Annotated in this window: 4 protein-coding genes and 1 pseudogene; 2 read left to right on the forward strand and 3 right to left on the reverse strand. The window is 72.0% G+C overall.

What is annotated here, in order from left to right:
* Nucleotides 1–275: 275 nt before the first annotated feature.
* From OV208_RS40520 to OV208_RS40530, 3 genes are read right to left on the reverse strand one after another with little or no spacing between them, the layout of a single operon-like run.
* Nucleotides 276–1,616 (reverse strand): hypothetical protein, encoded by a 1,341-nt coding sequence (locus tag OV208_RS40520; protein WP_267579335.1) that lies wholly within the window; start codon nucleotides 1,614–1,616, stop codon nucleotides 276–278.
* Nucleotides 1,613–3,760, reverse strand: a complete 2,148-nt coding sequence (locus OV208_RS40525) for a hypothetical protein (protein WP_267579336.1) — start codon at nucleotides 3,758–3,760, stop codon at nucleotides 1,613–1,615. The genes OV208_RS40520 and OV208_RS40525 overlap by 4 nt, the downstream gene beginning before the upstream one ends.
* Nucleotides 3,750–5,156 carry a hypothetical protein gene (locus tag OV208_RS40530; RefSeq protein WP_267579337.1) on the reverse strand — a complete coding sequence of 469 codons (1,407 nt, stop codon included), beginning with the start codon at nucleotides 5,154–5,156 and terminating at the stop codon, nucleotides 3,750–3,752. The genes OV208_RS40525 and OV208_RS40530 overlap by 11 nt, the downstream gene beginning before the upstream one ends.
* A 54-nt stretch (nucleotides 5,157–5,210) precedes the next feature.
* Between OV208_RS40530 and OV208_RS40535 the strand changes: the two are divergent.
* Together OV208_RS40535 and OV208_RS40540 are read left to right on the forward strand one after the other, a co-directional pair.
* Nucleotides 5,211–5,515 (forward strand): annotated as a pseudogene (locus tag OV208_RS40535) (DDE-type integrase/transposase/recombinase); the annotation flags it as partial.
* Nucleotides 5,516–5,902: 387 nt separating this feature from the next.
* Nucleotides 5,903–22,847: non-ribosomal peptide synthase/polyketide synthase (locus OV208_RS40540; RefSeq protein WP_267579338.1), on the forward strand; the 16,945-nt coding region annotated here is incomplete at its 3' end.

The following is a 22,847-nucleotide window of genomic DNA, read 5'->3' on the forward strand; positions in this document are numbered from 1 at the left end:
AGGAGAAGCAGTGGCGGAACCACGCCGCGATCCTCGCAAGCGGAGTTGCCTCACCGTACTGGCAAAATCCTCAAGAGCGCGAGGTGCGAGCTTTCGGAACTGACGCTTCAGGTCCGCCCACCCACCACTCGATGGGATTCCAGTCGGGGTTGTAGGTGGGCAGGCACACCACGCAGACCCCGACATCTGCGACCGCTTGGCACACGCCCGCGACGTAACCGTCCGGCCGACAACGTGCCTGAACGATTCAAAGCAGTCGAATGCACGGCCCTCCATTACGGGCGGTGTCGCTCGACCTCCCGGTAGAGCTGAGTCAGTGAGTAGTCCAACAGCGAATGCCGGGAATCCAGGTATCGCTGGGCACGAACGAATGGAAGCCATACACGGTTGCCCACGCGGACCTGCGCTTCCTCCAGCTTCTTCCGCGGTATCCACTGGCCGCCCAGTCGCTGGACCAGGACCTCGCCCAGGTACGCGCCCACGGCGGGCATGAGTTGCTCGTCGATTTTCCACCGCTCGAAAGTCTCCGGAAAGTTCCGGTACCAGAGGTGGAAGTCGACGTCCGTCAACGATTCGGGGGTCGTTTTGAAGACCGATGGCACCTCGGTGTGCAGGATCGCCACGAGGTGCTCGGCGAGAGTCGCGTAGTGATCACGGGCGTCGGCCGGATCATGCACGTCCACAGGAAAGGCGGCATCCCCGGGCAGCCACTCTTCCGGCTCGGGTGGTGGGCTGGCGTTGAACTCAGCGATCTTCCGCTGGCGCTCGCTGATGATGCACGCGCCCGCTACACGCGAAAGCAGCGGTTCCAAATCCGGGTGGAAGCGTGGCTCCACGACGGCCAGGGTGGCGCTGCGGTCTCGCAAGGCAATCAACACGGTGTCGACGTCGAGATCTGGTCGGAGGTGCGCCAGTGCCCGAGCCTGGGCCTGACGTGACTCCTCACTGGCGAAGTCCGTGGCGGTCGGCCACGTCACCAGGAGGATGCCGCCGCCTGGGAGTTCCTCCACAAGGTGAGCGGGGGTGGACAGCATCCGCTCGCGCCCCACGGATTCCACCAACGCAGGCCCAAAGACGTTGAGCCAATAGACTCCATGGATTTTGTCGAAACGATCCTGAATGGTGATCCGCATATCGCGGCCAAAATTGGGGGCGCTGGACAACTGTTCGTCCGCGTGACTGTGCGCCACAGCGTAGGTCACGGGATACCGGGAAGCCCATGCACGAACCATGTCGATGAAGTCACGACACCGCGCCTCCTCCGCAAAGACCGATAGGGGTTGCAGCATGAACTGAACGTCCAACACGGGAGAGTTCGGCGAGAGCCAGGTACTCAACGTCATGTCCAACGCCGGCCACGTCGTGCGATACAGGCCGAGGGTTACGCCAACCTCGTCGCTTGCCTCCACGAATGTCTTCCAGAAATTGGAGCGGCTGTATCTCCGCTTGCGCTTGCCATGAATGACATTCGGCATCCACGAACCTGCGGACGCCTCCAGCGCCTGGAGGAAGACTTCGAGTTCGCGCTCAGCCTTCTCAAGCGGATCAAAAGTTCCCCGAAACGAGAACTGGAGTCGATCTTCCGCATTCGACTCGTATGGATCCAGGACTTTCATTCGAAGGAAATCTCCACTTCCTTGACATGCATCCGAACGCGTTCCGCGGCTGCGTTCAATTTATTGAATTTTTCGCCATAGACCGCGCCGCCCTCATAGATGAGACGGACCCGTTGAACCTGGACCTCCAGTCCATCGACTTCGGACTGGAGAGTGCGCCGACGGATGTTCAACGTCTCACCGTAATACCGCAGCGCAGCGCTCGCGTCCGCCTTCAACTGCGCCTCCAGCCCATTCGTCTCCAGCGCCCGAAGGTCCCTGCTCTTGAAGCTGAACGTCTCCACGCGGGGCGGCTGGCCCACGGTGGGCTCCATCTCGATGACGAGCACATCCGCGAAGCGGAGATCCGCCTTCGCCACGCCCACATGCGTTTCGATGCGGGGCTGGTTGAAGCCCTGGAGCCACTTGCGTTGTCCCCGTGGTAGCGCCGCATCCCTCCGCAGCTTGACCACCATGGCTCGCTCGAATTCCATCCCCTTGGCGAAGGACCCGCGCAGCCGGTGGTAGTCCCTCCAGGTCAGGGGCCCCTTCGCCTGCGCACCCTGCTTGAGTTCCGCGACCCGCCGCTCGAAGTACCCGACGTAGTCACCCCAGCGCGAATGAGCTTCGGCGCCCGGTTGCGGTGCCTCCAACGACGGACGCTGCTTCTCCAGCTCCCGCACGTCGGAGGTCAGGCGCCTTCCCGGCGCCTCCTGCTCCCACTGCGTCCAGCGGGCCTCCACCGCTTCCCGCTCGAAGCCCGCTGCTTCGTGCACCCGCGCGGCGACCGTGCTCGCTTCCTTCGCCCCTCCGCTCCTCCCCGCTTGAGGGCCTGGCCGCTCGCGACTCGCCTCCGCCAGCAGCGCCTGCGCTTTCGCCGCACTGCCCTTCGCCTCGTACAGCGCCAGCAGCCCGGCCTCTCCGGACTGGGCCGCGAACAGGGCATTCTCACGACCCGCCTGGAGGTATCGGAAGAGGTCGCGAGCAGCCTCGACTCCCAACTGCGATTGCAGCCGACCCAGCCCCCGCTTCAATCCCTCCGCGGACAGCGCCTCTGGCAGGAGTCGCGTCCCCGTCCCCCTTGCATACAGCGCCACCATCAGCGCGGCGGGCGCCAGCTCCCGGGTCGCCTGTTCGTACCTTCCCTGCGCCAATGACTGCGCCCCCTGCCCCGCTCCCGCCACCAGATGGAAGAAGCCCATCGGCACTCCGAACGTCAGGTGGTCGAAAGTCCCCAATGCCATATTTCCCGGCGTGAAGCGCTCCAGCACCAGCGCCCTCTCCACCGCGTCCAGGGCCTCCTGATACGGGGGCGGCAGGTGCCCTCGCTTCGCGCTGAACTCCGTGTACAGAGGCTCGGCGACGACAGGGATGGTGACGAGCGCGTCGCGGCCCGCGCGGCCCAACCCCCGCAGGACATCTCCGAACTGCTCGGTCCGCTCCGGGAAGTCCGACAGCTTCAGCCCCCGACGCTGCAACTCCTCGCGGACCGTGGGCATGCTTCCCAGCGTCTCACCGAGCTGCTTGTCGCGGGCCAGACGCTGGAGCACCTCGCGCAGCTCGTCGTCGAAGGCGGCGTGGACGAGGAAGAGGGCGAACACCTCCGCCAGGGGGACGCCGTACTTCTCCGTCGCGGTGACGAGGAAGCCCGCGCGTTTGCCATTGAGGACCTTGGACGCTTCCCCGTCCAGCGGACCAAGAGCCCCCAGCCGGACCGCATCCCAGTCCTTCAGCGACTCCACCAGCCGGGGCATGTCCACCCCTTGCTGCATCGCCACGAACTCCGCAGGCGAGGCGCAGGCCAGGAATGGGGCGAGCACCTCCTGACTGGAGGACAGGTCGGGCCAGCCGGATGGCCGCTCCTGGCCTCCGCAGGTGAACGCCTCTTCTCCGGCGGTCTCCTCCGGGCTCGTGCCACCGATGTTCGAGCCCTGCTCGCGCTTCGGCCCCCGTCGGCGGCCCAGCCGCTCGGAGGATCCAGGCTCCACCAACGACGGCGCTTGCTCGGCGACACCTCCCGCCGTGTTCCACAACACCTGCGTGGGACGCGGCCCATGGGCCCATGAATCCACCCCCGTCCGGGGCGGCAGCGTGACGCAGCCGGTGGTGAGGAGGAGGGCCAGGGACAGCAGCCCCCACGCTCGCGACAGGACTTCAGCGCACATGATCCACCCCCATCCCGACCGCGATGAAGGCCCCCGGGCGAAGCTTCCCCTCCGGTGTCGGGGTTAGCAGCGTGCCGCCCTGGCCCAGCGCGTACACCCTGCCCCCGAGGAAGCGCCAACGCCCTTCTCCCGAGGCGAGGTAGCGCGTCCCCGGCTGGCGCAGGCCCACCGCCATTCCTCGCAACGCCACCTCCACGGTCCGGTGGACGAGCTGCACGGCCATCCGCACATCCGCGTCCACTCGCCCCCAGGTGAAGGCCTCGGCGGAGAGGGAGAGGCGCAGGTGCCGCTGCAACAACTCCCCCAGGTGCACCGCGTCCCAGCTCACAATCACCTCGCCGAACGCGGAGGCGCCGTTGGGGAAGACCGCCTCCGCCAGCGCCTCTCCAGAGGCTCCCGCCACCTGGAAGCGCGCCAGTTCGTAGTCCGGACCGAAGTACCCCTGCCGGAAGCCTCCGCGCTGTAGGCGCCCCTCCAGTCGGGCCTGCAAGTCGAACGTCGGTGACACCGCGTCCGCGCCCAGGCCCGCCACCGCTCCCCACGCACCACCCGCTCCGGGGACTCCTCCCCACCCGGCGAACACCTGCGCCTCGAAGCCGCTGTCGCGCCCCCGTCGCACCACCACCACCGCCGAGGCATCCACATGCGCCAACGTCGCAAGCCGTGCCGTGCTCCCAAGCCGCGCCCCCTCGTGCACCGCCGAGAAGGACAGCGTGTAGCGGCCCGGCTGCGCGGACTGGCCGACGAGGACGTGCTGCACGTCCAACGCGACCTCGGCCCCCATCAATCGGGCCCCCAACACATCGGAGACAAATGCCTCGGTGTACAGGGGCCCCAGGGTTCCCGTCAGCACAGCTCCGGCTGGGTGATAGTCCGGATGGGTGCGATTGGAATAACGCCGCACCAGGTGCCCGGACAGCAAGCTGTAGCAATCCAGGGAGCCTGCCCACAGCGCCACCGGGGATGCGTCGCTGCCCAGCGAGAGGAGTCGCACCACCTGCCCCCAGTCCGACAACGAATCCCAATCCTCCGCGCGAACCCGGCCCGCCCCCACGCTTCCGCCCCACAGGCTCAGACGCACCGGAGCGCCCAGGTTGAGGCCGAAATCCTCACCACCGTCCACCACCAGGGTGGGCTCCAATTGCAAGAAGCCCTCATCCCGACCCGTGCCATGACGCGGCAGCAACATCAGCGTCGTGGCCTCCAGACGGGTGAGGAAATGCCACCGCCGCACCTGGAGCACGTCCCCGGATTCCGTTTCCAGCACAGGTGGTGGCACTCCCTCATCCGGAGGCGAGCCCTCTTCCATGTGCTCCGGCGGCAATTCGTTGTCAGCCCAGGAGGGTGCTGGAAGCAGCAACCACAACCACACGACCCAGCCTCGCTTCACTCGCATACGCACCGCCGGTGAGGGTTCCGGCGATGAAGCAAAGGACACACGTCTGACTTCGGCTGCCGCGCCTGGGCGAAGAGACCCGAGTCACAGCACAAGAAGGGCGACCGCGAGCTGACCGTGGGGGTGGCGACCGTGCCTCGGGAGAGCCGCGGCACCTACGGCAGTCCCCGCGTCCATGCGGGATTCCGCACCTGGGCGAGCGACATCACCTCCGTGTGGACCGCCGAAGGGGGTCTACATGGCCGTCGTGCTCGACCTCTTCAGCCGCCGCGCCGTGGGCTGGAAGCATGAGCGAACGCATCAACCGGCACCGGGTCCTCGCCGCGCTCAACATGGCGCTTACCGGGCACGCGCCACCTCCACCAGCGTCTTGCCCGAACGCGCCACCAGTGCCCGACAAGCCTCGCGGATCGCAGAGCGCGTAGGTGCCCTCTGGAGCCCCCTCGAACTCCGCGTCCAGTTCCTGGAGCACGTCGGCGTCCTACCCGTGGTGAAGGCACGCTGGGGCGCGTCCCGGCCAGGCGTCGAAGGAGCTGAGGACCTGTGACCTCCAGCGTCAAAAAGGCGTTTCAGCCCGGCCAGACGAGTGAGCAGGGCTCAGGAACACCACGAAAACATTGGGTCGCGGAAAGGTTGGACCTCCCGCAAAGCGAACTCTCCGTGGAATCGTTCCATTGTGACAAAAATCTGAAAAGCTGAATTATATTGGGCACATGTCTCAGTCTTCCCGTTTCGTCTCGGCTTCCATGTTTTCCCTGACTGATTTGTTGCGCGAGCGGGCTGGGACCCGGGCGGACGAGCGGCTCTACACGTTCCTGGAGGAGGACGGGACGGACTCGCCGATGTCGTATGGCGAGCTGGATCGGTGGGCTCGGCGCATCGGGGCGGCGCTGGAGGAGACGACCCCCGAGGGTGCCCGGGTGATGCTGCTCTACCCGCCGGGGTTGCAGTACATCGCGGGGTTCTTCGGGTGCCTGTACTCGGGCCGGGTGGCGGTGCCCGCGTACCCGCCGGATCCGATGCGCCTGGCGCGGACCCTGCCCCGGCTGCGCGCCATCATCGAGGACGCGCAGGCGACGGTGGTGCTCACCACGTCATTCATCGCGTCGTTCGCGGAGATGCTCTTCGAGCAGGCCCCGGAGCTGCGTGACCTCAAGTGGGTGGCCACCGACACGCTCCCCGAGGAGGCCGGCCAGGACTGGGAGCCCGCTCGGGCGGACTCCGACACGCTGGCGTTCCTCCAGTACACGTCCGGCAGCACGGGCACGCCCAAGGGCGTGATGCTCAGCCACGGCAACCTGCTTCACAACCTGGGGCTCATCACCGGCGCCTTCGAGACGCACGCCGGATCCTCGGGCGTCATCTGGCTGCCGCCGTACCACGACATGGGGCTCATCGGCGGCATCCTCCAGCCGCTCTACGTGGGCTTCCCCGTGGCGCTGATGTCGCCGCTGGACTTCCTGCGCCGCCCCATGAAGTGGATGGAGGCGGTGTCGCGCTTCGGGGCCACCATCAGCGGCGGACCCAACTTCGCCTTCGACCTGTGCGTGCGCAAGAGCACCCCCGAGGAGCGGGCCGCGCTGGACCTGAGCCGCTGGGAGGTGGCCTTCTGCGGCGCGGAGCCCATCCGTCCGGAGACGCTGGATCGCTTCAACCAGGCCTTCGGGCCCCAGGGCTTCAAGCGCGACGCCATCTATCCCTGCTACGGCCTGGCGGAGGCGACGCTCATCGTCTCCGGCGGCCTCAAGCGTGAGCCGCCCCTGCTGCGCTCGTTCGCCGCGGATCCGCTCGCACGCGGCCAGGCGATCGCGGACGCCGAGGCGGGCGCGCGCACGCTCGTGGGCTGCGGCACCACGCTGGCCGAACAGGTGCTGCGCGTGGTGGAGCCCGTAAGCGGCAAGCCCTGCCCGCCGGGCACGGTGGGCGAGATCTGGGTGGCGGGCGGCAGCGTGGCGCGCGGCTACTGGAACCGGCCGGAGGAGACGGCGCGCGCGTTCGGCGGCCAGGTGGTGGGCGACGAGGGCCGCGCGTACCTGCGCACCGGCGACCTGGGCTTCCTCCTGGACGGAGAGCTGTTCGTCTCCGGGCGCATCAAGGATTTGATCATCCTGCGCGGGCGCAACGTGTACCCGCAGGACCTGGAGCTGACGGTGGAGGGCTGCCACCCGGCGCTGCGGCCCGGGTGCGGCGCGGCCTTCAGCGTGGAGGGCGCTGGCGAGGAACGGCTCGTCGTGGTGCAGGAGGTGGACGCGCGCAAGCTGAAGGACGGCGCGGAGGTGGCGGCGCTCGTGCGCCAGCACCTGGCGGAGCAGCATGAGGTGCAGTTGCACGCGCTGGTGCTGGTGGAGGCCGGCAGCATCCCCAAGACATCCAGCGGGAAGATCCAACGGCAGAGCACGCGCGCGGCCTTCCTGGCCGAGGAGCTGGCCGTCGTCTGGGCGTGGAGCAACGCCCAGGAGCCTGTCGCGGCCGGGACGCGCGACGCCGAGGTGACGCTCACCCCCGAGGCCTCCGAAGAGGTCCTGGTCGACTGGCTGCGCTCGCGGCTGGCTCGGCGCCTGCGGGTCGCTCCCGAGGCCCTCTCACCCACCGCGCCCCTCACCGGCTTCGGCCTGGACTCGCTGGGCGCCATCGAGTTCGGCCACGAGCTGGAGACGGACACCGGGGTCGTGGTGCGCATGGAGGAGCTGCTGCGCGGACCCACGCTCACGGAGCTGGCCGGCTTGCTGCACACGCGGCGACGGGAGGGCGCGGGAAGGCCGGCGGGGATCCCCCGAACGGATGCGCCCGCTGCCCTGTCGCCCGCGCAGGAGCGCCTGTGGTTCCAGCACCGGCTGGCCCCGGAGGACGCGGCGCTGAACATCACCGCCACCGTCCAGCTGACGGGCGCGCTGGACGTGGCCGCGCTGGAGCGCGCCTTCCAGGACGTGGTGCTCCGGCACGAACCCCTGCGGACCACCTTCCACGCGCAGGGCCCTGACGGCGAGGCGCGGCTGGAGTCCTCTCGCGATGGCGCCTTCGCGCTGACGGTTCGCGACCTGCGCGCGCTGCCGGCCCTGGACCGCGAGCGCCAGGTGGCCGTGCGCGCCGACGCGGAGGCGCTGCGGCCCTTCGACCTGTCGCGAGGCCCCCTGCTGCGCGTCACCGCGCTGCGCGTGGAGGAGCACGAGCACGTGGTCATCCTCGCGATGCACCACATCGTGTCCGACGGCGCCTCCATGGGCGTGCTCGTGCGCGAGCTGTCCGCAGGCTACTCGGCGCACGCGGCGGGCCTCACGGCCCAGCTTCCCGCGCTGCCGATTCGCTACATCGACTTCGGCGCCTGGCAGCGCTCGCGCCTGGACGCGGGGGCGTTCGCAGGGGACCTGGACTACTGGCGCCAGCAGCTCGCTGGCGCTCCGGAAGTGCTGGAGCTGGCCGGGGCGCGGCCTCGCGTCGCTCGCACGTCCCGACCGGGGGATGGCGTGGCGGTGCGCCTGCCCGGGACCCTGGTGGACGGCGTGCGGGCGCTGGCTCGCGCCGAGGGCGTGTCCCCCTTCGTCGTGCTGCTGGCGGCCTTCAACCTGCTCCTGTCGCGCTACTCGGGGCAGGACGACGTGGTGGTGGGCACTCCCGTCACCGGGCGCGAGCGGCCGGAGACCCAGGGCCTCATCGGCTTCTTCGTCAACACGCTGGCGCTGCGCACCCGGCTGGCGGGACGGCGCACCTTCCGTGAGCTGCTGGCCCACGTGCGCGAGGTGACGCTGGAGGCCTACGCCCACCAGGAACTTCCCTTCGAGAAGCTGGTGGAGGCGCTACGGCCGGCGCGCGTCGCGGGCGCCACGCCCTTCTTCCAGGTCGTCCTCTCGCTGCTGCCGGATCCGCTGGCCGGGCAGGGCCTGCCGGGCCTGGAGCTGCGGCGGCTGGAGCGGGCGCCGGTGGTCGCGCAGGGCGATCTGCACCTGGCGCTGTCGGAGCGGGACGGCGGCCTGTCCGGGTGGCTGGAGTACGACACGGACCTCTTCGACGCCGCGACGGTCCGTCAGCTCTTCTCGCACCTGGAGGTGCTGCTGGGCGCCGCGCTCGCCACGCCGGACGCGCCGCTGGCGTCGGTGTCGATGCTGGATGCCTCCGAGCGCCGGAAGCTGGCCGGCGAGTGGAGCGGGGAGACCGGGGACGCGCCACCGGAAGCCCTCGCGCACCACGTGTTCGAGGCGCAGGCGCGGCGCACGCCCGATGTGGAGGCGCTCGTCTTCGAGGGCCAGTCGTTGACGTACCGGGCGCTGGACGCCCGCGCCAACCGGCTGGCGCGCGTGCTGCGCCGCCACGGCGTGGGCCCGGACGTCCTCGTGGGCCTGTGCTTCGAGCGCTCGCCGGAGTTCGTCGTCGGCCTGCTGGCCATCCTCAAGGCGGGCGGCGCGTACCTGCCGCTGGACCCCACCCTGCCCCCCCAGCGGCTCGCGTACCTCCTGGAGGACTCGCGCGCCCAGCGCGTGCTGACGGGCGCGGCGCTGAAGGACTGCCTGCGCGAGCGCGCGGACCAGGCCCTGTGCCTGGAGGACCTGGAGCTGGAGGCGGCGAAGGAGGCGGACACGACCCTTTCGGGCGACGCCGGGGGCCGCAACCTGGCCTACGTCATCTATACGTCTGGCTCCACGGGCCGGCCCAAGGGCACGCTGCTGGAGCACCGGGGCCTGTGCAACACGGCGCACTGGCAGGGCGAGGCGGCGCGACTGGGGCCGGGCAGCCGGCAGCTCCTGTTCTTCACGGTGGGCTTCGACGCGGCGGTGGCGGACGTCTTCATGGCGCTGCTGTCCGGCGCCACGCTGTGCATCGCGCCGAAGGAGAAGCTGACGCCGGGCGCTCCGCTGGAGGAGACGCTGCGCGAGCTGCGCATCAGCACCGTGGCGCTGACGCCCTCCGTGCTGGCCCAGTTGGAGCCGGCGCGGCTGCCGGAGCTGCGCACGGTGTTCTCGTGCGGCGAGGCGTGCTCGCCGGAGCTGGCGCGGCGGTGGGTGGACCGGGTGCGGTTCATCAACGCCTACGGCCCCACGGAGACGACTGTCTGCGCGACGCTCAACACCGCCGTCCTTCCGGAGCGCCCCACCCTGGGCCGGGCGCTGACGCACACGCGAGTGTATGTGCTGGACGCGGCGCTGGAGCGCGTGGCCAACGGCCTGCCCGGCGAGCTGTGCATCGCGGGCGTGGGCCTGGCGCGCGGATACCTCAACCGCGCGGACCTCACCGCCGAGCGCTTCGTGCCGGATCCTTTCGCGTCCCGGCCCGGTGAGCGGCTGTACCGCACGGGCGACCGCGTGCGGCGCCTGCCCGACGGGGGGCTGGAGTTCCTGGGCCGCATCGACGAGCAGGTGAAGCTGCGCGGCTTCCGCGTGGAGCCGGGCGAGGTGGAGGCCGTGCTGCGCGGCCTTCCCGGCGTGCGCGACGTGGCGGTGGTGGCCCGCGCGGACGGTCCCACGGGCCCGCGGCTGGTGGCCTACGTGGTGGCGCCCCCGGACGTGGTGCGCGAGCTGCGTGGCCAACTGGAGCCCCGGCTGCCGGAGTACCTCATCCCGTCCGCCTTCGTGCCCCTGGACGCGCTGCCGCTCACGCACCACGGGAAGCTGGACCGCAAGGCGCTGCCCGCTCCGGACGCCCAGCGCTCCCTGGCGGGCGCCTACGTCGCACCGCGCACGGACACCGAGCGCACGCTGGCCGCCATCTGGCGCGAGGTGCTGGGCGTGGAGCAGGTGGGCGTGCACGACGGCTTCTTCGAGCTGGGCGGCCACTCGCTCATGGCCACCCGCACCATGTCGCGGATCCGCGCGGCCTTCGGCGTGGAGCTGCCGCTGACCGCGCTGCTGACGCAGTTGCCCTCCGTGGAGACGCTGGCGCGGGTGGTGGACACCGCCGTCGCCCAGGCCGCCTCGGACGCCGGGGCGGGCCTCCTCGCGCCGCCGTCGCTGAAGCCCCGGCAGGACGCCGGGCCCGCGCCGCTGTCGCCCGCCCAGGAGCGCCTGTGGCTGGCGGATCAACGCACGCCGGGCTCGCCCATCTACAACGTGCCCGCCGCCGTACGGATGCGCGGTGAGCTGCACGTGCCGGCGCTGGAGCGCGGCATCACGGAGCTGGTGCGCCGCCACGAGGCGCTGCGCACCGTCTTCCGCGAGGTGGACGGCCAGCCGGTGCAGGTAGTCCTGCCCGCGCGGCCCGTGGCCCTGCCCGTCGTCGACCTGCGCGAGCGGCCCCTGGCCGACGCCGAGGCGGAGGCGCGGCGGGTGGCGCGCGACGAGGCGCTCCACGCGTTCGACCTGGCGCGGGGGCCCCTCCTGCGCGCGGTGCTCGTACGGGTGAGCGACACGCAGGCCGTGCTGTGCCTCACGCAGCACCACATCATCTCCGACGGCTGGTCCGGCGGCGTGTTCCTGCGCGAGCTGGCGGCGCTCTACGGCGCCTTCCGCGACGAGCGGCCGTCTCCCCTGCCCGAGCCGGCGGTGCAGTACGCCGACTACGCGGTCTGGCACCGCGCGTGGCTGGAGTCGGGCGTGTTGGAGCGCAACCTGGCGTACTGGACGCGGCAACTGTCCGCGCTGCCCACGCTCCAACTGCGCACGGACGTGCCCCGGCCCACAGGGGAGCGCCTCCACGGCGACGGCCGCCGCTACGTGCTGCCGGGAAAGCTGGCCCGCCAGTTGGAGACCCTGGCGCACCGCGAGGGCGCCACGCTGTTCATGGCCCTGCTCGCGGTGTTCAACGTGCTGCTCCAGCGCCACACCGGCCAGGATGACCTGGTGGTGGGCACGGACATCGCCAACCGCGACCACGCGGCCCTGGAAGAGCTGCTGGGCTTCTTCACCAACCAACTGGTGCTGCGCACGTCGCTCTCTGGCCAGCCCACGTTCCAGGAGGTGCTGGGCCGCGTGCGGCAGGTGGCGCTGGACGCCTACGCGCACCAGGACACGCCCTTCGGGCAGCTCGTCCAGGCGCTGCGCGCGCAGCGCTCGGGCACGGGGCAGCCGCTGTTCCAGGCGAAGCTGGTGCTGGAGAACGCGCCCATGCCCGCCCTGGCGCTGCCGGGCCTCACGCTGGAGGTCATGGAGGGCGAGGCCAACGGGCTGGCCCGCTGGGACCTGCTGCTCATCTTCACCCCGGAGGCACACGGGCTGAGCGTCGCCGCCGAGTTCAACACCGACGTGCTGGACGCGGCGCGGATGGACATGTTGTGGGAGCACTTCCTCCTGCTGGCCCGCGCCGCCGTGGACGCACCCGGGCAGCGGGTGGAGGCCCTGCCGCTGCTCACCCGCGCGGAGGCCCGCAGGCTGGCCGCGTGGAACGCTGGCGCACCCGCGCCCGCTTCCGCGCCGGACGTGGCCACGTGCTTCGAGCAGCGCGTGGCGGAGGCCCCGGAGCGTGTGGCGCTCGCGTGGGCGGGCGGGGAGCTGGGTTACGGGGAGCTGAACGCGCGGGCCAACCAGTTGGCGCACCACCTGCGCGCGCTGGGCGTGGGGCCCGGCCGCCGGGTGGGTCTGGCGCTGGAGCGTTCGCCGGAGCTGGTGGTGGGCCTGCTGGCCATCCTCAAGGCGGGCGGCGCCTACGTGCCGCTCGACGCGAGCCTGCCGGCCGAGCGGCTCGCGTTCCTCCTGGAGGACACGCAGCCGGTGGCCATCGTCACCCGCGAGGAGGTCGCGGACGCGCTGCCCGGAAGCTGGGCACAGCTCGTGTGCGTGGACTCGGACGCGGCCAGCATCGCGCGGCGGCCCACGGACAACCCGGGCCGCTCGGTGGACGCGGAAGCGGAGGCCTATGTCCTGTTCACCTCCGGCTCCACCGGCAAGCCCAAGGGCGTCCAGGTGCCGCACCGGGGCATCCTCCGGCTGGTGCTGTCGCCGGGGTACGTGAACCTGTCCCCGGACGAGACGCTGCTCCAGTTGGCGCCGCTCTCCTTCGACGCGTCCACCTTTGAAATCTGGGGCGCGCTGCTCAATGGCGCGCGACTGGTGCTGGCCCCTCCGGAGGCTCCGTCCGCGGAGGCGCTGGCGGCGCTGCTCGAGCGCGAGCGCGTCACCACGCTGTGGCTGACGGCAGGTCTGTTCCACCAGTTGGTGGACACCCGGCTGGACGCCTTCGCGCCGGTGCGCCAACTGCTGGCTGGCGGCGACGTGCTGTCCGCGCCGCACGTGGCCCGCGTCATGGAGACCCACCCGGGGTGCCAGGTCATCAACGGCTACGGCCCCACGGAGAACACCACCTTCACCTGCTGCCACCCGGTGCCCCGGGGCCAGGACCTGCGCGGCGGCGTGCCGCTGGGCCGGCCCGTGCGCGGCACCCGCGTTCACGTGCTCAACGTCCGGATGCAGCCCGTGCCTCCCGGCGCGTCCGGAGAGCTGTACGCGGCCGGTGACGGCCTTGCGCTGGGCTACCTGAATCAGCCCGCGCTCACCGCCGAGCGCTTCGTGCCGGATCCGTTCAGCGACGTGCCCGGGGCCCGGCTGTACCGCGTGGGCGACCTGGGCCGCCTGCGCGCGGACGGCGCGCTGGAGTTCCTGGGCCGCGCGGACCACCAGGTGAAGGTGCGCGGCTTCCGCATCGAGCCGGGAGAAATCGAAGCGGCGGTGCGGCGCCACCCGTCGGTGCTCGACGCAGCCGTGGTGGTGCACGTGCTGGCGGGCGAGAAGTCCCTGGTGCTCTACGTGGCGCTGGAGGAAGGCGCCCACTGGACCATGGAGGGCGTGCGCTCCTTCCTGTCCGACAAGCTGCCCGCGTACATGGTGCCGGCGGCGCTGGTGGTGCTGCCGGAGTTGCCCCTCACCGCCAACGGCAAGGTGGACCGCCGGGCGCTGCCCGCGCCGGACGGCGAGCGCCCGGAGCTGGGCACGGCCTACCAGGCCCCTCGCACGCCCACGGAGGCGCTGCTCGCCGCCGTCAGCACGCAGGTGCTGGGCGTGGAGACGGTGGGCATCGACGACAGCTTCTTCGACCTGGGCGGCGACTCCATCCGCGCCATCCAGTTCGTCGCGCGCTGCCGCGAACGGGGCCTGCACGTGTCCGTGGCCGCGCTCCTGGAGAAGCAGACGGTGCGCGCGCTGGCCGACAGCCTGGGCGAGTCTCCCGCCCTGGCCCCCGCGCCCGAGGCCGCCGCGAAGAGCGAGCCGTTCGCGCTCGTGTCGCCGGAGGACCGCGCGCGGCTTCCGCAGGACGTGGAGGACGCCTACCCGCTGGCGGCGCTCCAGGCGGGCATGCTCTTCCAGAGCGAGTTCAGCCAGGACTCCGCGCTCTACCACGACGCCTTCAGCTTCCACCTGGAGCTGGACGTGGACGTGGAGGCGCTGCGCCGCGTGCTGCGCGAGCTGACCGCGCGCCACGCCGTGCTGCGCACGTCGTTCGAGCTGGCGCGCCATGACGTGCCCCTCCAGCGTGTCCACCGCGAGGTGGAGCCACGGCTGTTCGTGGAGGACCTGTCGCACCTGCCGCGCGCGGAGCAGGACGCCCGCATCACCACCTGGACCGAGCGCGAGCGCACCCGGCCCTTCACCTGGAACGAGGCGCCCCTCCTCCGCTTCGCCTTCCACCGGCGCAGCGCGCGGACGGCCCAGTTCTCCGTGGTGTTCCACCACGCCATCCTGGATGGCTGGAGCTTCGCGTCGCTCTTGAGCGAGCTGTTCCCCCGCTACACGGCGGCCCTGCGCGGTGACACCCGCGCCGCCCCGCCCCCGCACGCGTCCTTCCGCGACTTCGTGGCGCTGGAGCAGCAGGCGCTGACCTCCGAGCAGACCCGGCGCTACTGGCGCGAACAGTTGGCCGCGATGCCGCGCGCCCGTACGCCCCAGCGCGCTGGCGGAGCTTCGGGCCCGCTGGGCCTGCACGAGGTGGCCCTGTCCGACGGCGCCTCCGAGGGGCTGCGCGCGCTGGCGAAGCGGGCCGGTGTGCCGCTCAAGAGCGTGCTCATGGCCGCGCACCTGCGCGTGCGCTCGGTGCTGGATGGCACCCCGGACGTGGTGACGGGCTTCGTGGTGAACGGCCGCCCGGAGGTGGAGGGCGGCGAGCAGGTGCTGGGGCTGTTCCTCAACAGCGCGCCCTTCCACCTGCGGCTGGAGGGCGGAAGCTGGGTGGAGCTGGCCCGGCAGGTCTTCGCCCGCGAACAGGCGATGTCGCAACACCGCCGCTACCCCATGGCGCGGCTCCAGCAGGAGGCGGGAGGCCGCCCCCTGTTCGATGTCCTCTTCAACTTCGTCCACTTCCACGTCTCCGAGGGTCTGTCCCAGCTGGAGGGCATCCGGCTGGTGGAGCCGTTCGAGGAGGCGTCCTGGCTGGACCTGCCGCTGGACACGACGTTCACGGTGAACACGCAGACCCACGCGGTGGAGCTGGCGCTGCGCAGCCACGGCCAGGACTGGGACGCGGCGAGGCTGGAGCGCATCGCGGGCTTGTACATGCGCACGCTGGAGGCCATGGCCCACCAGCCGGACGCGCGCTACGAGCGCGCCGTGCTGCTCTCGCCGGACGAGCAGCGGCAGGTGCTGCACGCATGGAGCACGGGGCCCCGGCCGGAGGTGCCCGCGGTGGGCGCCGCCGCGCTGTTCGAGGCCCAGGTGGAGCGCACGCCAGACGCGGTGGCGGTGGCCTCCGGCGAGGAGACGCTGAGCTACCGGGCGCTGGACGCGCGCGCCAATCAGCTCGCCCATGCGCTGCGCGAGCTGGGCGTGGGCCCGGAGGTGCGGGTCGCGCTGGCGCTGCGGCGCGGGTTCGACATGGTGGCCGCGGTGCTGGGCGTGCTCAAGGCGGGCGGCGCCTACGTGCCCATGGACCCTTCGCACCCGCGCGACCGGCTGGCCTACGTGCTGGAGGACAGCGAGGCGCGGGTGCTCGTCACCCAGTCGTCGCTGTTGACGGGGCTTCCGGACACGCGGCTGCCAAGCGTGTGCGTGGACACGCTGCCGTGGAAGGCGGAGGCCCCCTCGGGCCGCGCGCCCGTTTCGTCCGAGCAACTGGCCTACGTGCTCTACACCTCTGGCAGCACCGGCCGCCCCAAGGGCGTGATGGTGACGCACGGCGGGCTCGTCAACTACCTGCACTGGAGCCAGCGGGCCTATGACGCGGCGGCGGGCAGCGGTGCCCCGCTTCACTCGCCGCTGGGCTTCGACCTGAGCATCACCAGCCTGCTGACGCCGCTGGTGGCGGGCGGTCGCGTCGTGTTGGTGCCGGAGGGCCTGGCCGGCGAGGAGCTGGGCAACGTCCTGCGCTCGGGCAAGGACTTCGGCATCGTCAAGCTCACGCCCACCCAGCTGTCACTGCTGGAGGCGCAGCTGGGCGATGTGGACGTGGCCGGCCGCGTGCGGTGCTTCGTCGTCGGCGGCGAGGCGCTGACGGCGGCCACGGTGGCCTTCTGGCGCGAGCGCGCCCCCGCCACCCGCATCATCAACGAGTACGGCCCCACCGAGACGGTGGTCGGGTGCGCCACCTTCGAGGTGGCCCCCGGCACGCAGGTGGAGGACGCGGTGCCCATCGGCCGCCCCATCGCCCACACCCGGCTGTACGTGCTGGACGCGCACGGCGTGCCGGCGCCCGTGGGCGTGGCCGGTGAACTCTTCATCGGCGGGGACGGCGTCGCGCGTGGCTACGGCGGCCGGCCGGCGCTCACGGCCGAGCGCTTCGTGCCCGACCCCTTCTCCGCCCGGCCCGGCGCGCGGCTCTACCGCACCGGCGACCTGGCACGCTGGCGCGAGGACGGCGAGCTGGAGTACCTGGGCCGCGCTGACGACCAGGTGAAGGTGCGCGGCTTCCGCATCGAGCTGGGTGAAGTGGAGGCGGTGCTCGCACAGCACCCGGCCCTGCGCGAGGTGGCGGTCGCCGTGCGCGGTGAGGGCAACGAGCGGCGGCTTGTGGGCTACGTCGTCGCGCGAGAGGAGGCCCCCGACGCGCTGGAGCTGCGGCGCTGGCTGCTCACGCGGCTGCCAGAACCCCTGGTGCCTTCGGCCTTCCTCGCGCTGGAGTCGCTGCCGCACACGCCCAACGGCAAGGTGGACCGCCGGGCCCTGCCCGACATGGAGGCCGCCGGTGGCGATCCCCGCGCCTCCTACGTGGCGCCGCGCACCCCGGTGGAGGAGCGGTTGGCAGAGGTGCTGGCCCAGGTGCTGGGCCTGCCCCGCGTCGGCCGGGACGACGACTTCTTCCTGCTGGGAGGCCACTCGCTGACGGCCACCCAGGCCATCATCCGGCTCCGGGACGCGTTCCGCATCGCCCTGCCCGTGCGCGCGCTCTTCGAGGCCCCCACCGTGGCCCGGCTCGCCGAGCGCGTGGAGCAGGCCATGGGCTCCTCCAGCGGTGCACGCGAGGCGTCCGTCACTCGCATCCCGCGCGAGGGCGCCCTGCCGCTGTCCTTCGCCCAGCAGCGGCTGTGGTTCATGGATCAGCTGGAGCCGGGCAGCGCGTCCTACAACATCCCAGCGGCGCTGCGCGTGGAGGGTGCGCTGGACGAGGCCGCCCTGGCGCGCGCGTTCAGCGCCCTGGCGGAGCGCCATGAGTCCCTGCGCACCGTGTTCCGCGCGGAGCAGGGTCTGCCCGTGCAGATCATCCTCCCCGCTGGAGCGGTGCCGGTGTCCCTCGTGGACCTGAGCGGCCTTGCCCCCGCCGAGCGCGACGCGGAAGCCCGGCGCCTCACCGACGCCCAGGCACGGGCGCCGTTCGACCTGGCGCGCGGCCCGCTGATGCGCGTGGAGCTGCTGCGGCTGGATGCCCGCACGCACGTGCTGCTCGTCACCCTGCACCACATCATCTCCGACGGCTGGTCCACGGGCGTCCTCATCCGCGAGGTGGCCGCGCTCTACCAGGCGTTCGCGTCCGGCCAGGCCGTGCCGCTTGAGCCGCCGCGCCTTCAGTATGTGGACTACGCCGCGTGGCAGCGCCGCTGGATGGAAGGCACCGCGCTCCAGGACGGCATTGCGCACTGGCGGCGCGCGCTCACCGGCGCGCCCCCCCTGCTGGAGCTGCCCACGGACCGCCCGCGTCCGGCGGTGCGCTCCTACCGGGGCGCGATGCAGCCCGTCGCCCTGCCCCGCGCCCTGTCCGAGGCGCTGCGAGAGCTGGCCCTGCGCACCGGCACCACGCCCTTCATGGTGCTGCTCGCGGGCTTCCAGGTGCTGCTCTCCCGCGTGTCCGGGCAGGACGACATCAGCGTGGGCTCGCCCGTCGCCGGCCGCACGCGGCCGGAGCTGGAGGGGCTCATCGGCTTCTTCGTGAACACCCTGGTGCTGCGCACGCACGTCGCGGAGGACGAGCGCTTCGTGGACCTGCTGGCGCGGGTGCGCGAGGTCGCGCTGGAGGCCACCGCGCACCAGGAGGTCCCCTTCGACAAGCTGGTGGAGGAGCTGCGGCCGCAGCGCAGCCTGAGCCACCCGCCGCTCTTCCAGGTCCTGTTCGCGCTCCAGAACGCACCCGCCGCGGCGCTGTCCCTGCCCGGGCTGGTGCTGCGCGAGGAGGCCACCGAAAGCCAGGCGGCGAAGTTCGACCTGTCGCTGTCGCTGCGCGATGGAGCGGATGGCTTCCACGGCTTCTTCGAATACGACACCGACCTCTTCGACGCGGGCACCGTCGCGCGGCTGGGCAACCACCTGCGCACGTTGCTGGAGGGCATCGCGGCGCAGCCAGAGTCCCCGCTGTCGCGGCTGTCCTTGGGGGACGCGGCGTCCGTGCCGCCGTCCGTCACCACCGCCGACCCCGTGCATCCCGACGCGCTCACGCGCTTCGCGGCCTGGGTGGCGCGCACACCGGACACCGCCGCGCTCATCGATGGTGGGCGCGTGCTCACCTACGCCCGGCTGGACCACGCGGCGTCGGTGCTGGCCCAGCGCCTGATGGGCCCGCCAGAGCGCCCCGTGGCGCTGCTCCTGGAGCGTTCAGCGGCGCTCGTCGTGGCCCACCTGGCCACGCTCAAGGCGGGCCGTGCGTTCCTCCCGCTGGATCCGAATGCCCCCGCGGCCCGGCTCGCCACGCTGTTCGGCGAACTGGGAACGACCGACGTCGTCACCACATCCGACCTCGCGGAGCGGCTCCCCTCGGAAGCCCGCACGCACCTGCTGGACGCGGACGCGCTGGACGCGCTCCTCTCCACGGACGCGCCCCGGGGCGCCCTGCCCCCGCCCCATGCGCAGCAGCCCGCCTACGTCATCTTCACGTCGGGCACGACGGGCGTGCCCAAGGGCATCAACGTGCACCACGCGGCGCTCGCGAACCTGGTGGCGTGGCACCTGGAGGCCCTGGCGCTCTCACCCGGTGAGCGCACCACGGTCATGGCCACGCCCTCCTTCGACGCCTCCGTCCTGGAGATCTGGCCCAAGCTGGCCGCCGGCGCGACGCTGGTGGTGGTGCCCGAGGAGGTCCGCGCGACGTCCACGGAGCTGGCGCGGTGGCTTGCGGACGAGCGCATCCACCTGACGTTCCTGCCCACCGCGCTGGCGCAGCGGTTCTTCGAGGAGCCGCTGCCCGCCCACGCGGTGCTGCGCCACGTGGGCGTGGGCGGGGATCAGCTCCGCCAGCGTCCGCCCTCCGGCGCGCCCTACGTCCTGACGAACCTGTACGGCCCCACCGAGGCCACGGTGTTGGTGACGGCCGACACGGTGGTGCCCGCGGACGTAGAGCCGGGGCCGCCCACCATCGGGCGGCCCATCGCGGGAGACCGCGTCTACGTGCTGGACGCGCACCTGCGGCCGGTTCCCCAGGGCCTGACGGGCGAGCTGTACCTGGCGGGCGCGAGCGTGGCCCAGGGCTACCTGGGACAGCCCGCGCTGACGGCCTCGCGCTTCCTGCCGGATCCTTTCGGGCCGCCGGGGGCGCGCATGTACCGCTCCGGCGACCGGGGCCGGCTGCGCGCCGACGGACGGCTGGAGTGCCTGGGCCGCGTCGACTTCCAGGTGAAGGTGCGCGGCTTCCGCATCGAGCTGGGTGAAATCGAAGCGGTGCTGGGACGCCACCCAGCGCTCCAGGACGTCGTCGTCACCGTGGACGCGAACGGCGGCGATCGCCGGCTCGTGGCCCACGTGGTGGAGCGCGAGCCCGTGGCCCCGGCGCAGTTGCGCCGCTGGCTGCTGGAGCGGCTGCCGGAGTACATGGTGCCCGCCGCCTTCGTCGCCCTGGAGCGCCTACCGCTGACCGCGACGGGCAAGGTGGACCGCAAGGCCCTGCCGCCGCCGGGCGACGCGCACGTGGGCGGCACCGACGCGCACGTGGCGCCGGTGGGCCCCACCGAGGAGCTCATCACCGCCCTCTTCGCCCAGGTGCTGCGCCGGGAGCGGGTGGGCGCGCGCGATGACTTCTTCGACCTGGGCGGCCACTCGCTGCTCGCCACGCAGTTGGTGTCGCGATTGCGCGGCGCGTTCGGCGTGGAGCTGCCGCTCAAGGAGCTGTTCCAGGCCCCCACGCCCGCCGCGCTGGCGCGGTGGGTGGAGGCGCGCCGCCGCGACCCGGCGGAGGCGTCCATCCCGCCGCCCGCGCCCATGCCTCGCGACGGCCGGGTGCCCCTGTCCTTCGCGCAGCAGCGCCTGTGGTTCCTCGACCGGTTGGAGCCGGGCAGCGCGCTCTACAACCTCTCCCACGCGCTGCGCCTCACCGGCACGGTGGACGTGGACGCGCTGGGCCGGGCCATGGTGGAGGTGGTGCGCCGGCATGAAGTGCTGCGCACGACGTTCCCGTCGGAGCAGGGCGCGCCCTTCCAGGCCGTCACCGACGATGTGGCGCCGGTGCTGGAGCACGTCGTCCTGGACGGTCCGCCCGAGGACCGCGAGGAGGCGGCCCACAAGCGCTGCGCCCAGGAGACGCAGCGGCCCTTCGACCTCGTTCGGGGACCGCTGCTGCGCGCGGTGCTGCTCACGCTGGAGCCCGGGTCGCACGTCCTGATGGTGTCGATGCACCACATCGTCTCCGACGGCTGGTCGGTGGGCGTGCTCGTGCGAGAGCTGGGCGCGCTGTACACCGCGTTCCGGAGCGGAGCCCCGTCGCCGCTGCCTCCCCTGCCGTTGCAGTACGCGGACTACGCCCTGTGGCAGCGCCGGTGGCTGGAGGCTGGCGGCGTGCTGGAGGCGCAGCTCGCGTACTGGCGCACGCAGTTGGAGGGTGCCCCCCGCGCCCTGGACCTGCCCACGGACCGGCCCCGGCCGCCGGTGCAGACGCACACGGGCTCCAGCCACGCGCTGAAGTGGCCGGAAGCGCTGGCCGCGCGCGTGCGCGCCGTGAGCCGCGAGGAGGGCGTGACGCCCTTCATGACGCTGCTCGCGGGCTTCCAGGCGCTGCTCTCCCGGTACTCCGGACAGGACGACGTCAGCGTGGGCACGCCCATCGCCGGGCGCACGCGCCAGGAGACGGAGCCGCTGGTGGGCTTCTTCGTCAACACGCTGGTGCTGCGCACGCGCCTGGACGGGAACCCCACGTTCCGGCAGCTGCTGGCCCGGGTGCGGGACACCACGCTGGGGGCCTACGCACACCAGGACGTGCCCTTCGAGAAGGTCGTCGACGCGCTCCAGCCCGAGCGCGACCTGAGCCGCACGCCGCTCTTCCAGGTGATGTTCGCCCTCCAGAACAACACCCAGCCTCCCGTGGCGCTGCTCGGCCTGGAGGCCACGGCGCTGGAGACGGACCTGAGCGCCGCGCGGTTCGACCTGACGCTCACGCTGGCGGAGGTGGACGGCGCGCTGTCGGGCGTCATCGAATACAACACCGCCCTCTTCGACGCCGCGACGGTGCGCCGCGTGGAGTCCCACCTGCGCGGCCTGCTGGAGGCGGTGCTGGAGGATCCGGAGCGCCGTCCCGCCACCGTGCCGCTCCTGTCCGAGGCCGAGCGGCGTCAGGTGCTGGGCGACTGGAACGCCTTCCCGCGCGACTTCGGGACCGCGTCCGTCCCCGCGCTGTTCGAAGAGCGCGTGGCCCGCTTCCCGGACCACGTCGCCCTGGCCTTCGAGCAGCAGCGCGTGAGCTACCGCGAGTTGGACCGCCGGGCGAACCACCTGGCCCACCGGCTGCGCTCGCTGGGCGTGGGCCCGGAGGCACGGGTGGGCCTGTGCCTGGACCGCTCCGTGGAATGGGTGGTGGCGGTGCTGGCGGTGCTCAAGGCGGGCGGCGCCTGGGTCGCCATGGATCCGGATCTGCCGCGTGAGCGACTGGCGTTCATGGTGGCGGACAGCGGGGCCCGCGTGCTCCTGGTGTCGCCGCGCCTGTCGGACTGGCCCTCCACGCCCGGGCTCACCTTCCTGCCGCTCGCCTCCGACCCGACCGCGGTCGCGGACGCGCCTCCGGCCGCGGACATCGGTGACGACTCGCTGGCCTACGTCATCTACACCTCCGGTTCGACGGGGCGCCCCAAGGGCACGCTCCTGACGCACCGGGGCCTGCGCAACACGGCGCTCGCCGCGGTGGACGCCCACGGCTTCCACCCGGGCAGCCGCGTGCTCCAGTTCGCGGCGCTGGGCTTCGACGCCTCCGTGTGCGAGCTGTTCGCCACGCTGCTGGCGGGCGGGACGCTGTGCCTGGCGCCCCGCGAGGCGCTCCTGCCGGGGCCGCCGCTGAGAGCCGTCCTCACCGAGCACGCCATCACCGCCGTGACGCTCACGCCGTCGGTGCTCGCGCAGTTGGAGCCGGACGGCCTGCCCGCGCTGGAGACGGTCATCTCCGCGGGCGAGGCCTGCACCCCGGAGGTGGCGCGGCGCTGGGGCACCGGCCGCAAGCTGCTCA

The sequence above is a fragment of the Corallococcus sp. bb12-1 genome (assembly GCF_026626765.1).
Lineage (GTDB): Bacteria > Myxococcota > Myxococcia > Myxococcales > Myxococcaceae > Corallococcus > Corallococcus terminator.